Source organism: Paenibacillus lacisediminis (genome assembly GCF_046567315.2).
Genome location: NZ_JBKIAX020000002.1, coordinates 15,247 through 29,884 on the forward strand (window position 1 = coordinate 15,247; position 14,638 = coordinate 29,884).

12 protein-coding genes and 1 other annotated feature (1 of these 13 cut by a window edge) are annotated in these 14,638 nt (G+C 54.2%); all 12 genes read right to left on the reverse strand.

What is annotated here, in order from left to right; translation table 11 throughout:
* Window positions 1-85 precede the first annotated feature (85 nt).
* Window positions 86-1,231, reverse strand: coding sequence for an FtsW/RodA/SpoVE family cell cycle protein (locus tag ACLD72_RS03440; protein ID WP_411003158.1), 1,146 nt, complete (start codon window positions 1,229-1,231; stop codon window positions 86-88).
* Between the two features lie 6 nt (window positions 1,232-1,237).
* Entirely contained in the window at window positions 1,238-2,032 is a 795-nt protein-coding gene (gene minD, locus ACLD72_RS03445) for a septum site-determining protein MinD (protein WP_411003184.1), read from the reverse strand.
* Window positions 2,033-2,035: 3 nt separating this feature from the next.
* Window positions 2,036-2,695 carry a septum site-determining protein MinC gene (gene minC / locus ACLD72_RS03450; protein ID WP_251591025.1) on the reverse strand — a complete coding sequence of 220 codons (660 nt, stop codon included), beginning with the start codon at window positions 2,693-2,695 and terminating at the stop codon, window positions 2,036-2,038.
* 80 nt (window positions 2,696-2,775) lie between these two features.
* Window positions 2,776-3,306, reverse strand: coding sequence for a rod shape-determining protein MreD (gene mreD, locus ACLD72_RS03455; RefSeq protein WP_411003159.1), 531 nt, complete (start codon window positions 3,304-3,306; stop codon window positions 2,776-2,778).
* On the reverse strand, window positions 3,299-4,198 hold the full coding sequence (mreC, locus tag ACLD72_RS03460) for a rod shape-determining protein MreC (protein WP_411003160.1): 900 nt from the start codon (window positions 4,196-4,198) through the stop codon (window positions 3,299-3,301). The genes mreD and mreC overlap by 8 nt, the downstream gene beginning before the upstream one ends.
* Before the next feature lie 104 nt (window positions 4,199-4,302).
* Window positions 4,303-5,337 carry a rod shape-determining protein gene (locus tag ACLD72_RS03465; RefSeq protein ID WP_128629488.1) on the reverse strand — a complete coding sequence of 345 codons (1,035 nt, stop codon included), beginning with the start codon at window positions 5,335-5,337 and terminating at the stop codon, window positions 4,303-4,305.
* Window positions 5,338-5,376: 39 nt separating this feature from the next.
* Window positions 5,377-6,066 carry a RadC family protein gene (gene radC / locus ACLD72_RS03470; protein ID WP_411003161.1) on the reverse strand — a complete coding sequence of 230 codons (690 nt, stop codon included), beginning with the start codon at window positions 6,064-6,066 and terminating at the stop codon, window positions 5,377-5,379.
* Window positions 6,067-6,247: 181 nt separating this feature from the next.
* Entirely contained in the window at window positions 6,248-6,850 is a 603-nt protein-coding gene (locus tag ACLD72_RS03475) for a Maf family protein (protein WP_411003162.1), read from the reverse strand.
* A 163-nt stretch (window positions 6,851-7,013) separates the two neighbouring features.
* Window positions 7,014-8,318 carry an SPOR domain-containing protein gene (locus tag ACLD72_RS03480; protein WP_411003163.1) on the reverse strand — a complete coding sequence of 435 codons (1,305 nt, stop codon included), beginning with the start codon at window positions 8,316-8,318 and terminating at the stop codon, window positions 7,014-7,016.
* 444 nt (window positions 8,319-8,762) lie between these two features.
* Window positions 8,763-10,085: a UDP-N-acetylmuramate--L-alanine ligase gene (gene murC, locus ACLD72_RS03485; protein WP_251591657.1), complete on the reverse strand. Its 1,323-nt coding sequence runs from the start codon at window positions 10,083-10,085 to the stop codon at window positions 8,763-8,765.
* Window positions 10,086-10,144: 59 nt separating this feature from the next.
* Window positions 10,145-11,524, reverse strand: coding sequence for a bifunctional folylpolyglutamate synthase/dihydrofolate synthase (locus ACLD72_RS03490; protein WP_411003164.1), 1,380 nt, complete (start codon window positions 11,522-11,524; stop codon window positions 10,145-10,147).
* A 35-nt stretch (window positions 11,525-11,559) separates the two neighbouring features.
* On the reverse strand, window positions 11,560-14,232 hold the full coding sequence (locus ACLD72_RS03495) for a valine--tRNA ligase (protein ID WP_411003165.1): 2,673 nt from the start codon (window positions 14,230-14,232) through the stop codon (window positions 11,560-11,562).
* Window positions 14,233-14,380: 148 nt separating this feature from the next.
* Window positions 14,381-14,638 (reverse strand) — a binding site (T-box leader) (it continues 16 nt past the right edge of the window).

Sequence of the window (14,638 nt, forward strand, 5' to 3'; positions counted from 1 at the left end):
TTGCGGAAAAATCAAATGCACTTTTTCAGTTGATTTAGCTTACACCGCGCACCAAAAAACCGGCGCCACCCCGGCACCGGTTGTTTCACTCTACTTTATATTTTTCCTGATGCAGCTTAATGCTGAACACCAGCCCGATACACAGCATGTTGATCAGCAGCGAGGTCCCCCCATAGCTGATAAACGGCAGCGTAATGCCGGTAATCGGCATCAGACCGATCATCATGCCGACGTTTTCGAAGATTTGGAACAGGAACATCGCCACGATCCCAACGATAATGTAGGCTCCCCTTTTGTCGATGCAGCGCAGCGCGATGAGGATCATCCTGTAAATAAACAAAAAATAAAACAGCAGCAGCAGCGAAGAACCCAGGAAGCCGAACTCCTCGCCCACCACGACAAAAATCGAATCCGAGTAAGGATAGGGCACGAACTTTTTGTTCTTCAGTTCGCCCTTCATGTACCCGTCGCCGAGCAGCCCCCCGGAACCGATGGCGATCTTGGCGTAGTTCGATTGGTGTTTATCGTCGTTGGAAGCCTGGTCCGGATTGATAAACGTATTGATCCGCTGGTACCAGTGCACCTTCTTATGGCTTTCCAAATAATCGCGGATCTGCTCATTGTACGCATTAAACAGCGTCACAAACACAATCAAGGCCGCAACGGCGGCCGTCAGGGCGATCAGCACATGGCTGTATTTCGCATTGCCGATCCACATCATGCCAACAAAAACCACCAGATAGATAATCGCGTTGCCGAGGTCCGGCTGAATAAGCACCAGAAAAAACGGAACAAGCGTGATCAGCGAAATCGGCACAATATCGCCGCGGAAGCGTAATGCCTGACCTTGCCTCTGGCCAAGCAGGTACGCCGTGACCAGAATCAGGATGACCTTGACCAGCTCGGCCGGCTGAAACAGCAGGCTGCCGATCCGAAACCAGCTGCGCGCTCCGTTGATTTCCGGCGCAAACAAATACACCAAAATAAGCAGAAGACAACCTGCCCCGTATCCATACCAGCTGTAACGAAGCAGGGAACGATAATCGACCAGCGCCATCCCGAACACGACAATAAAGCCGAGAATATAAAAAATAACGGTCCTTAAATCATATCCTTGAAATTCCGATTCATACGGGGCAATGGCACTGCGGACCAAAAGGGTGCTGAATACCATGAACAAAGCCAATATTCCGACCATCACCCAGTCCAGCTTTTTCAGTTTAAACAACAACGAAGATCAACCCATTCCGAAAAACTTCTTGAAGCGCGTAAATACGCCCTTCTTTTGATCGAGCAGCATCAGGGGCACCGTATCTCCCAAAATGCGCCGCGCGATGTTGCGATAGGCGATGGCCGCAGTTGAATCGGGGTTCATGACTGTCGGTTCGCCGCTGTTGGCCGCTTTGATGACTTTCTCGTCATCCGGAACGATACCGATCAGATCGATGTTCAGCACCTGCAAAATCCCTTCGATATCCAGCATGTCCCCGGCTTTCATCATGTTCACCTTGATCCGGTTGACGATGAGCTTGGGCGCGCCGACATGCGAATTTTCCAGCAAGCCGATAATCCGGTCAGCATCGCGGACGGCGGCATGCTCCGGCGTCGTCACCACGATTGCCTGATCCGCTCCGGCAATCGCGTTTTTGAAGCCCTGCTCAATGCCGGCCGGGCAGTCAATGATGATGTATTCGAAGTCCTTCTTCAGCTCAAGCACAATGTCTTTGACCTGCTCGGGCGAGATGGCGTTTTTGTCTTTCGTCTGGGCGGCAGGCAGCATGTACAGCTCGTCGAACCGCTTGTCCTTCACAAGCGCCTGGTTTAACCGGCAGCGGCCTTCGGCCACGTCGATCAAATCGTAGATGATCCGGTTCTCCAGGCCCATGACCACATCCAAATTGCGCAAACCGATGTCCGTATCGACCAGGCACACCTTTTTGCCCAACAGCGCAAGCGCGGTTCCGATATTGGCCGAGGTCGTCGTTTTGCCGACGCCGCCTTTGCCGGACGTAATTACGATAGCTTCTCCCATCATTCACACCCCTTTAAACACGTTAAAATCCGGTCTGACCCGGGTCATATTGATGATTTTATCAATTTGCATTTTCCCGTCCCGCAAAAAAGCGAACTCCATGCTCGTCTCCCGGTTCTCCCACTCGTCCGGCGGGCGGCTGATCGTTTCGGCGATCCTCAGCTGCGTCGGGGCCAAATAAGAGGCGGCAATAACCGCTTTCTCATTGCCGGAGACGCCGGCGTGAGCCATCCCCCGCAGGGCGCCGAGGATCAAAATGTCCCCGGTCGCGCAGATCGTCCCGCCGGGATTTACGTCTCCGATAAACAACAAATTCCCGTCCTGGCGAAGCACCTGCCCCGACCGGACGATCCCGGCGAGCGTCGTAACCGCGTTTTCGTCTTTTTCCTGCGCAAGCGCAGGCGTTTCGATGGAACGGACAAGCAGATTGCCTTTTTGTTTCAATATATCAAGAATCATTTCTTTCTGATCTTCGGTAACAAGCCTCATGCCAAGCTTCACGTCAACGTGAATGATCGGCCCCGTTAGAATATTCTGATGGCTAAACTCCAATTTATAGCGGAGTTCCTCCAGAAGACTTGAGAAATCGCACTTGTCGTCCAGCAGGAAAACCAGGCCGTCCTTGATTCCTTTGATCGTCACGTGGTTGGATTTCACCGTCATTAGCCTGTCCCTCCCTCCTTATCAATTCGTGCAGGAGCAGAAAAGTTCCTGCTTGAGCGGCAAGGAAAAGTACGCGGACGTCAAGCCTTCTCCTCGGGGGAACGCCTTTTGGTTATCATTTCGAGCTGCTTGCGCAGGGGGACGTAAATCGCCAGAGCAAACAGGAACTGAACGAACAGATTGGGGATGATATGATTTTGGAGCGCCCAGGTATACGGCTGATGCGTTAATTCGAACAGGGAATAAGTGCCGAACAAAATGGAATCGAACAGCAGACTGCCGAAAATCACGATAATCATCATGAGCGGCATAGGCGCGCGCCGCGAACGGGATAAAAGGCCCATCAAATAACAGGACAATCCCATGGCGAAGGAATACGCGCCGATCAACGCTCCGTAATAAACGACGTCGTGAAGCAACCCGAACACAAGCCCCAGAATCAGCCCAGCATGGCGATGGTCGTAAACCGAAACGAACAAAAGGCAGATATAAACCAAGTGCGGAACGATCCGCGCTTGCCATGGGCCAGGAATCAGCCAAGGTACGATGGTTCCTTCCACGATAAACAAACCGAAGAGCAGCAGAAGCAAAATATACTTTCGTCTACTCACTGCCTTCACCTTCCGGCATTTCCGGCACTTCCGGCGTGAACACGACGAACAGTTCCTTCCAGTCGGTAAAGCTGGCCTCCGGCTTCACGGTCGCGGTATACGTCAGGCCGTATTCGCCAACCTGAACATCCTGCACCGTACCGATGATCATACCTCGTGGAAAGACGCCGCCGACGCCCGAAGATACGATGAGATCCCCTTCGGCGAGCGGCTTCGGATCCTCAATCCGGGTCATAAGAAATACGCCCTTCTCCTTGTCATACGTCTCGATCATTCCGAACACGTCATTTTCTTTACCTAGCGCCGTCACGGCGATTCCGTTCGAATTCGGGTCTTTGGCGTCCATCGAGGTCGCCAGCCTTACGGAGGAAGTAAAGTTGCTGACGTGGCTGATGACACCGACAAGCCCTTTCTCGGAGCTAACGGCCATCCCTTCCTTCACGCCTTCCCGAGCCCCTAAATTCAGCACGATTGTGCTGTTCACAGGATCATCGTTAACGCTGATGACCTGAGCGATTTTCCAGGTATAGTCGTACATTTTTTTCTGCTCTTCAGTAAAGTGCAACTTGTCTTGCAACCGCTCATTCTCTTGCGCAATCCGGTTATAAGTCACTTTATCCCGGGTATAATGGGATAACGCAATTTTAAGCTGCTCGTTTTCTTCCTGCAGCGCGCGCAGGTTCGCGATATCTTCAAACAAGCCCGCTATGTAGCTAGCGGGCTTGTAAAACACGTATTGCACGAAGCCAACCGTGTCTTTGACGAATTTTTCCGGCCAGGACAGGGAGGTTCTTGGCCCCAGCGTAAAACCCATAACCGCAATAAATAAAATAAGTCCCATGAGCAAAATAAACAATCTTTTATTGCCTAGCAGCTTAAACAGTTTCAGCACCCTCCAACCTTACGTTTTCTTGATAAAAACGGCATAGGCCGCCCAATTTTACAAGGACGGCGCCGCTTCGTGATAAGGGGTGTTTGCATCGTTATGACGATGGATCAGCGTCTGGAGCGAAGAGCGGAGCTGCTCTTGGATTTGAACAAGTGGATGTTGTCCAAAGCGCGGCCTGTGCCGATCGCTACGCAGTCCAGCGGATTTTCGGCCACGATGACGGGCATCCCCGTTTCTCCGGCCAGCAGTTTGTCCAGATTGCGCAGCAAGGCGCCGCCACCGGTTAATACGATGCCCCGATCCATAATATCGGCGGCAAGTTCCGGCGGACATTTCTCAAGGGTGACCTTGACGGCTTCAACGATCGCGCCAACCGTATCGCTGAGCGCTTCAGAAATTTCGTCCGAGGTGATCGTGATCGTCTTCGGAAGCCCGCTAACGAGATCGCGCCCGCGGATTTCCATCGTTTCCACCTGCTCGAGGGCCATAGCCGATCCGATATCCATCTTCAACTGTTCTGCGGTTCTTTCCCCGATCATTAAATTATATTGACGTTTGATGTATTGGATGATCGCCTCATCCATTTCATCCCCGGCCACACGCACCGATTTGCTTGTGACGATGCCGCCGAGCGAAATGACCGCTACTTCGGTGGTGCCGCCGCCGATATCGACTACCATGCTCCCGGTCGGTTCCCAAACCGGCAGATCGGCGCCGATCGCTGCGGCAAAAGGCTCTTCGATCGTATAGGCTTCGCGCGCTCCGGCCTGCTTCGTCGCGTCCTCAACGGCGCGCTGCTCAACCGCCGTAATTCCCGACGGCACACAAACCATTACATTCGGATGGCGTTGGAACAGCGAACGCTGCTTCTGCGCCTGGTTGATAAAGTATTTGATCATGGTAGCCGTTGTATCGAAATCGGCGATAACCCCGTCTTTCATCGGACGGATCGCCCGAATGTTGCCAGGGGTCCGGCCGATCATTTTTTTTGCGGATTCACCGACGGCGACAATATTTTTCGTATCGGTATGTATCGCCACTACCGAAGGTTCTCTTACTATGATTCCTTTACCGCGAGTATAAACAAGCGTATTCGCCGTTCCCAAATCGATTCCCAAGTCTTTCGTAAAGCCACCCAACATGCTGTTTTCTTCCTTTCCTTCTGTATCTAAACTATTATATTACATCAAGCCCTGCTCCTTCAAACTAACAAATTTTCCATCTCCGATAACAATATGATCCAGCACGTCAATGCCTACGATCTCGCCAGCTTCGCAAAGCCGGCTGGTCATCCGGATGTCTTCTGCGCTCGGCGTCGGATCGCCGCTCGGATGATTGTGCGCGCAAACGACTGAAGCGCTGCTGCACTTGATCGCGGCGCGAAACACCTCGCGCGGATGAACGATGGAAGCGTTAAGGCTTCCGATGGAAAGCGTTTCTTGAGCAATGATATGATTTTTCGTATTCAAAAAAAGACAAACAAAATGTTCCTTCTGCAAATACCGCATCTGTTCCATCAGCAGCTCCGCCACAACTTGCGGGCTGCGGACCGTTTCGGATTCCGGCAGCCTTGATTTGGCCAGCCGTCGCCCCAGCTCGATCCCCGCTTTAAGCTCGATCGCTTTCGCCGGGCCGATGCCCCTAATCTGAACCATTTCATCTAAGCTAAGATCAATGAGACCGCGAATGCCGCCGATTTCGGACAACACACGCTGGGCCATGTGAATGGCCGATTCACTGCGCGTGCCCGTTCGAAGCAAAATCGCCAGCAGTTCCGCGTTGCTGAGCGCTCCCGGGCCAAACTCCATCATACGTTCTCTTGGCCGTTCCTCCAAAGGAAGATCTCTGAGCATGTAAGAAGTGGATTTCATGCACAATCCCTCGCTTCCGATAGTTTATGAGCTAAGCCCGGAATTTTCCGGGCATGGCTTCCTAATCGTCTGCGGAAGGATATGCTTTACCACTTCCAGGCGGCCTTTCGGCAAAAGGGCGGCTGACCCGCCGATCCCATAAAAATAAGTGTTCAAAAAGTCAGACTTTTTAAACTTCCTCTTAAAGTACGCGAATGCCGAAATCCGCCAGCATATCTACAAGCAAAGACAAAGGTAAACCAACGACATTAAAGTAACAACCCTCTATGCCGGTGACAATCGTAGCCCCCAGGCCTTGAATGGCGTAGGCCCCGGCTTTGTCCAGACCTTCCCCGCTCCGGGCGTAGGCCTGAATCTCCGCTTCGGACAACGCCTTCATCGTCACCAGCGTCGAACGGTATTCAACCTTTCTTCTGCCGGTTAAACCGTCCACGCAAGCCACGCCGGTAAATACGGTATGGCTGCGTCCCTGCAAGGATCGCAGCATCTCGGCCGCTTCGGCCTCATCCTGCGGCTTGCCGAGGACAACCCCATCGCGGACGACGATCGTGTCGCTGCCGACAATCACCGCATCCCGTTCGGACGATTCCAGCGAATGATATACCGCATCCGCTTTTCGGCCGGCAAGTTCCATAACGATTTGCTCCGGTGCCCACCCTGGCGGCGTCGATTCATCCGCATGGCTTGGCACGACTTGAAACGGGATTTGCAAAGAAGAGATCAATTCACGCCTGCGGGGTGATGTGGAAGCGAGAATAATCCGGCGTAATTGTGCGGTTTCCAATAGTGGACTCTCCTTCAAGGAATTCACAGGGCGGGGACAATCGACATTACCGCTGTCATCCTCGCCATTTTTTGACACTAACTTATTATAAGATTAATTCATGCTCAATACAAACACAAAAAAGGCAGGGGAAAGTATTTCCATCCCTCGCCTCGAATATGCTTCAGCGGTTCTCTCCAGGGTTCACGCCGTGAATGATAATCTGCTCCGCCATGATGAAGCGCATCATCTCGTTTTGCACCTCCCACAGCAGCGTTTTCGCTCGGCTTTTATTAAATTCCCCCAAAGCTTCGACAGCCCCGTTCATCGCCTTTTCCATTTCTCCGGCGTAAGGTTCCAGAGCCGTCGGCCATTTGCCCCGCACCGCCGCCGCGCGCTCTGTCCAGGATTGATGCATCCGCCCCAATTGCTTTACCGCCTCGTCGCCCAGCGGCTGCGGGTCAGCGTCACTAAGCAGGGATGCCGATGTGGTGCTCAGCAAACGCACGAGCTCGGCGCTTTGCGCCATGTACCCCTCGAGCGTCCCCCGGTCGCCCGCAAACTCCGCGCTGGCTGTGGCGGGCAAAGCCACCTCATGCAGGATCAGGTGCACGCCGGCGGCTTTCAATTGGCCGCTTAGCAGCTTGGATTGTTCCCGGTCCGTCGATACGCCCGCGTAGACCCTTTTCTCATCGACCGTATCGCGCGCGGCCGCAAGCCCGGAAGCCTGCAGTTCCTCTTGTGCCAGCTGCACCCCTTGAGCCGTGCTGAACACCCCATATTGGAGAAAATAATACGTCTGCTCCGGAAGCGCAAAGCTGATCTGCGGGATGGATTCCTCCATCGTCTCTCCTTCCGCTCCGATTTCGGCCATTGCCGGAAGGCTGGCCGCCTGATCGGCCGCGCTTTGCTGCGGCGAGCCGATCCCTGGCAGCGGGAGCTGCATTTCCTGGTTAAACAGGGACAATACGACATAGCCGAATAAAGCGCCGGTAACGATCGCCCCGGTTAACGAACCCGCCACCTTCCAGCCAGAGCCGGACGATTTGGGGGGACGAGTGTAATAAGGGGTATCCTCATATCGGGGGCTCCATGGATCATCGCCGTGATCCCGCACGCTGTATGGATCGGCCACCACTTCTTCAGGCCTGTGCGATATTCCCGATTTATCAAAATCGTCCGCTTCATCCCTCAAATCGCCTTTTGCCCGCCCTCCCGGAAAAACCGTCAATCCCATGCCGGTATGATCGGTAAACGGATCGCCCCACGATACCGCCGCCTCCACCGCACGGTATCGGGCAGGTCTCTCCACAGGAACGACTTCGACTTCGGCTTCGGGTTCCTTTTTCCATGGCGTATCCTCTGCCGGGAGTTCAACCGCATACCGCCACACGGGCGCATCGTTTTTATCATGGCCTTGATCCGGACTTATCGCCCGAACCTCCCGTCCGTTTTGGTCAAACCGGAATGTCATTTTCGCTTTGTTCACGGTCCGCACGCTCCTTGTCCATTCATCTATCCTACCTTATGAGAAAAGGAAGAATGATATGCCTTGGAGTTCAGCTGTTCCTAAACTTTGGACGCTGCTCTAACGGACACTCGCGACCCTTATCGCTCCATTTCCCGGGTATTTCCCAGCCTAACGGACACAGGCGGCCCTATTTCGCTCTAAACCCGTTCATCCGGGACGATTTGAGGTAAATAAGGTCTTCTGTGTCCGTTTACATTTTGCAATCCTCCGTTTTTCCGCAAATAACGGCTCTGGTGTCCCTTAGCCCCCAGGTTCCTCTTATCCTCCCCTCCCAACCTGCGCATCGCCCTCTACCATGACCGAAATTTTATAAATTCTATAAGATGTAAAAAATGCTCCCCGGAGGGAGCACTCTAGTATTTAACGGTATACATGATGTACTTGCTCAGTGCAGCTTGGCCGTTAGCTGGACAATCCTTTGGCCAGTTCGTAGCCAACCTTGTAGATATCCCCGGCGCCCATCGTGAGCACCAGATCGCCGGGCTGGAGCCGGCCTTGCAGTTCCTGAAGCACGTCCTGCTTTGTCGGCAGATACCGGGCTCCAGCGTTGCTGTTTTCCTTGATCAATTCCACCAGCTTCGCGGAATGCACCCCTTCAATCTGCTTCTCCCCGGCCGGGGAGTAGATGTCGGTGATGATCACTTCATCCGCGTCGCCAAACGCCCGGCTGAACGCATCGAGCAGGAAGAAGGTGCGCGTATAGCGCTGCGGCTGAAAGACGGCGATAATCCGTTTGCCGGTCGCTTTGGCCGCCGCGATCGTGGCCTGAATCTCCGTCGGATGGTGGGCGTAATCGTCGATGATGAGAATGTCGTCCGCTTCCCCCAACACCTGAAAACGCCGCTTCGCCCCATGGAATTTCCTCAACGCCTCGGTAATATCCGCGAACGGAATTCCCGCTTCCAGGCAGACGATGACCGTGGCCATCGCGTTATACGCATTATGCCGGCCCGGAACGGACAATTCGACCGTGCCCAACTCTTCGTTGCCGCGTCTCATCTTGAACGTAACGCAGCGATCGCCCAACTCAATGTCGTGGGCCGAATAATCGCAGGCCGTGTCGATCCCGTAAGTGATCGTGCCGCACGCCAGCTTCGGCATCAGCTCCGCCACATTCCGGTCATCGCCGCAAACGACCGCTTTGCCTCCCGGTTTAATCTGGTTCAAAAATTGAACATATGCTTCCTTAAGACGGCCAAATTCGCCGCCGTAATTTTCCAAATGGTCGGCCTCGATGTTGGTCACGACGCCAATCCAAGGATGATACTGCAGGAAGGAGCCGTCGCTCTCGTCCGCTTCCGCGACAACGAACTTGCCCTGTCCCGCTTTGGCGTTCGTGCCGACATCCATCAGTTCGCCGCCGATAATGTAAGTGGGGTCCGCCCCGCAACTCTCCATCACCAGCGCGATCATTGAGGAAGTCGTCGTCTTGCCGTGCGTCCCGGCCACCGCGATCCCGCTCCGCTCATTCAGCAGCCGGGCGAGCATTTGCGAGCGATGCAGGATCGGGATTCCCTGCTCCTGCGCTTCAATCCGCTCCACGTTGTCCTGCGGCAGCGCCGTCGAATACACGACCAAGTCTGCTCCGTGCACATGCTCGGCCGTATGTCCGATATAGATTTTCGCTCCTTTAGCGGCGAGCTTCTCCGTTAACTCCTGGGCTGCGACATCCGATCCGGTGACGGTATAGCCCATTTCCAGCATGACGCGGGCAATGGCGCTCATGCCATAGCCGCCGATGCCGATAAAGTGTACATGTTGTTCCGTAGTATTTAACAAAATGGTCACCAGCCTTTTTCAGAATCGGTTTGATGCAAAAGGGCCGCCCGCACGTCCGATATCAAATACAACGTGCCCGTCACTACCCCTAGATCCTCCCGTTCCGTCCGTGACTCCAAAAGCGAAAGGGCCTTTTTCCAGTCACGTTCTACGATGATATTCAACTCCGCTTTCGCTTCAGATCCCTTAACTTCGGTCACGAGCTCATTTAACGCGTTGGCATCCATTTTTCGGCGAAAATCGGGCTCGGTCAGAATAAGCGTATCCACTATTGGTAATATATGCTTGAAGTAGCCGAGATGATGCTTGTTGGCTAACATCCCCATCATCATATGCAGCTTGCGGTAACGGTAAACTTCCGGAAGGCTTTTTGCCAGCGCCGCCGCGCCTTCCGGGTTATGGGCCCCATCCAGCACGATGCGCGGCTCCTCCATCACCAGCTCAAGACGTCCCGCCCAGAAGGCGGAGCGGAAGCCGTCCAAAAGTTGCTCGTCTTCCAAAATGAAGGCCATATACTGCCGCAGCACTTCGAGGACCATCATCACTCCGGCCGCATTTTTGCATTGATGCTCCCCCTGCATGCCGATGGCCACGTCCAGTTCGCGAAAAGGGCCTTGAAACCGCAGAGTTTGCGCTTTACTGCCAACCTCCAGGCGTTCAAACCTAAACTGCTCGCCGAGCAAATAAAGGTTCGCCCGCTTGGCCTCAGCCGTTTCCTTTAGCACTGCAATCGCTTCCGGCTGCTCCACGCAACTCACCACCGGAACCCCAGGTTTGATGATGCCCGCTTTCTCGCGGGCGATCAGCTCGATGGTATCGCCAAGCACGTCCATATGATCATAGCCGATATTCGTAATCAGCGAAACGATCGGCGTGACGATATTGGTAACATCCATCCTTCCCCCAAGGCCAGTCTCCCATACCACAACATCGGGATAACAGACCTCGGCGAAATAAAGGATCGCAATGGCCGTGCTGACCTCAAACATCGTCGGCGAACCGAGCTCGGTTTCGGCAATCTCCCGCACGAGCGGCAACACCCGGCGCGCGAGCTCAAGGAGCGTCTCTTCGGGAATATCCGCTTCGTCATATTGAAAACGGTTCGTGAATTTCGTGATATAAGGAGACGTAAACGTTCCGACATGGTAACCGCATTCGCGCAGGGTCCGGGTCAGAAAAGCGCAGGACGAACCTTTGCCGTTCGTCCCGGCGACATGTATAAATTTCAGCCTCCGCTCGGGATTACCCAAACGCTCCATTATCAGCTCGATGCGTTCCAGTCCCGGGCGGATTCCGAACGGAATCAGCCCGTTTATCCAGCCTACCGCTTCATCATAGCTGTCCAGCGCAAGCGGCCGTATATCTTCGTCTGTAAGATCCCCCATGGTTTTCACCTTCATTTTGAATTAATTTGCCTAGCCTAGCCCTTCAATTCCTCGATCCGGGCCAGCACCTTGTCGCGTTTTTCGGCATAATCGGCCATCTTGGCGCGCTCCTCCTCGATGACTTTTGCCGGCGCTTTGGACACGAACCCTTCGTTGGCGAGCTTCTTCTCCACCCGTTCCACTTCCTTGTTCAGGTGATCAAGCTCTTTGTTCAAACGCTCGATTTCCTGCTGAATGTCGATCAGCCCGGACAGCGGCAAATACAGTTCGGCTCCGGTCACGACGGCGGTCATCGCCTTGTCGGGTACGGCCGCGTTCAAGGACGCTTCGTATTCCGAAGTGTTGCAGAACCGGCGGATATAATGTTCGTTGCGGGCGATCACTTCGTGCGTTTCGGAACTGCCCGGCTTAACGACGAGCTCGATTTTTTTGCTCATCGGCACGTTCACTTCAGCGCGGATATTGCGCACGGCACGGATGATGTCGATCAGCAGATTCATTTCCTGAACGGCGTCCGGAGCTTCCAAAGCCGGGTCGTATTCAGGCCATGCAGCCAGCGTAATCGTATCGCCTTGATGCGGCAAATGCTGCCATATTTCCTCGGAAATAAACGGCATGAACGGATGAATCATCCGCAGCGTACGATCCAGCACGAAGGCCAGCACCGATTGCGTTTTCCGCTTGGCCGCAGCATCTTCCCCGTAGAGGGACAGCTTGGCGAATTCGATGTACCAGTCGCAAAGATCGTCCCAAATAAAGTTATACAGCAGGCGCCCGGTTTCCCCGAACTCGTAAGCGTCAATCAAACGGGTGATCTCTTTGGCCGTCTCGTTGAAACGGTGCAAAATCCAACGATCTGCCGTCGACAATTCTCCGCTGATATCGATATCGTCGTAAGTCACGCCATCGAGATTCATCAAAGCAAACCGGGAGGCGTTCCAGATTTTGTTTGCGAAATTGCGCGCCTGTTCGACGCGTTCCCACCGGAAGCGCAGATCCTGCCCCGGCGTGCTGCTTGTCGAAATCATGTAGCGCATCGCGTCCGTACCGTATTTCTCGATCACTTCGAGCGGATCGACACCGTTGCCCAGCGATTTGGACATTTTCCGCCCTTCGCTGTCACGCACGAGCCCGTGCATCAGCACATCCTTAAACGGAATTTCTCCTTTGAATTCGAGTGACGTGAAAATCATCCGCGCTACCCAGAAATAAATAATATCGTACCCGGTCACAAGCACGTCGGTCGGGAAATAACGCTTCAGGTCCGCACTGGATTCGTCCGGCCAGCCCAATGTCGAAAACGGCCACAAAGCCGAGCTGAACCACGTATCGAGTACGTCCTCGTCCTGCTTCAGATCGTCTCGTCCAAGTTTGGCGCGGGCTTCCTCTTCGCTGCGGGCCACAACCATTTCGCCGGTCGCCTCGCAGTACCAGGCCGGAATCCGGTGCCCCCACCACAGCTGGCGGGAAATACACCAGTCGCGTACATTTTCGATCCAGTGCAAATAAGTTTTTTCGAAGCGGTCCGGTACGAAGTTGACGCCTTTCCCGGATTTTTGCGCCGCGATGGCCGCTTCCGCAAGAGGTTTCATTTTCACGAACCACTGGGTCGACAAATACGGCTCGACCACTGCGCCCGTCCGTTCGCTGTGTCCGACCTGATGCACGTGGTCTTCGATTTTAATGAGAACGCCAAGCTCCTGCAAATCCTTGACGATTTGCTTGCGGCATTCGCTGCGGTCCAGCCCTTGGTATTTGCCGGCTTCCCCATTCATCGTGCCGCTTTCGTCCATGACGTTGATTTGCGGCAGGTTATGGCGCAGGCCCACCTCGAAGTCGTTCGGATCATGCGCCGGGGTAATTTTTACCGCACCGCTGCCGAATTCTTTTTCGACATATTCATCCGCGATAATCGGGATTTCCCGGCCGACGATCGGAAGGCGGAGCGTTTTACCGACCAGATGCCGGTACCGTTCGTCCTCCGGATGAACCGCCACGGCCGTATCGCCGAGCATCGTCTCCGGACGCGTCGTCGCCACGGTGATAAATCCGCTGCCGTCGCTGAGCGGATACTGCAGATGATACAGGTGGCCGCCCACTTCTTTATATTCAACCTCGATATCGGACAGCGCAGTGCGCGCGGCCGGATCCCAGTTGATAATATATTTGCCGCGGTAAATCAAGCCTTTTTCGTACAGCTTCACAAACACTTCGCGAACCGCTTGGGAAAGCCCCTCGTCCAGCGTAAAACGCTCGCGCGAATAGTCAAGCGAAAAGCCCATTTTTGCCCATTGCTCGTGGATCGTGGCGGCATATTGATCCTTCCATTCCCAGACGCGTTCCAGGAACTTCTCGCGCCCCAGATCGTAGCGGCTGACGCCTTGCTCGCGCAATTTTTGCTCCACTTTCGTTTGCGTGGCGATCCCCGCATGGTCCGACCCCGGCACCCATAATGCGTCATACCCCTGCATCCGTTTCGTCCGGATCAAAATATCCTGCAGTGTAAAATCAAGCGCATGGCCGATATGCAGCATGCCGGTCACGTTTGGCGGCGGGATTACGATCGTAAACGGCTGCGCGTCCGGACGCTGCCCGGCTTTGAAAAAGTCCCCCTCCATCCAATAACGGTACCACTTCTGTTCGGCCGACTTGGGGTCGTACGTCGTTGGCATTTCCGTTTGACTTTGTTGACCTTGGTTTTCCGTCATACCATTCAACCTCCGTTACAAATAAGCATCGCCTTCACTTGCCAAAGATAATCCGCGCGCATGAACTGCGATTATCCCCGACACTTTCCTTTGCAGCGAGCCGTTCCTCCCTCGGACACCCGCCGCAAAAACAAAAAAGCCTTTCGTCTCAAAGGACGAAAGGCTTTACTTTCGCGGTACCACCTTTGTTTCGCAGCATCCAGCCTTCCTTCGCCGGCCGCCATTGATCCGGCAAAAAAGTTGAAAAACCGCGACACTTAAGCAGATAACGGCTGCTACCGGTCCGTTCTAACGGCTATCTCCGCTCAAACGGACGACTCCCGGGCGACTTCGGCCAGCTAACATCCTGCGGAATCTTTCAGCGTTCCAACTCCGCTCTCTGAAGGGTTCACTGCCCTACTCTTCC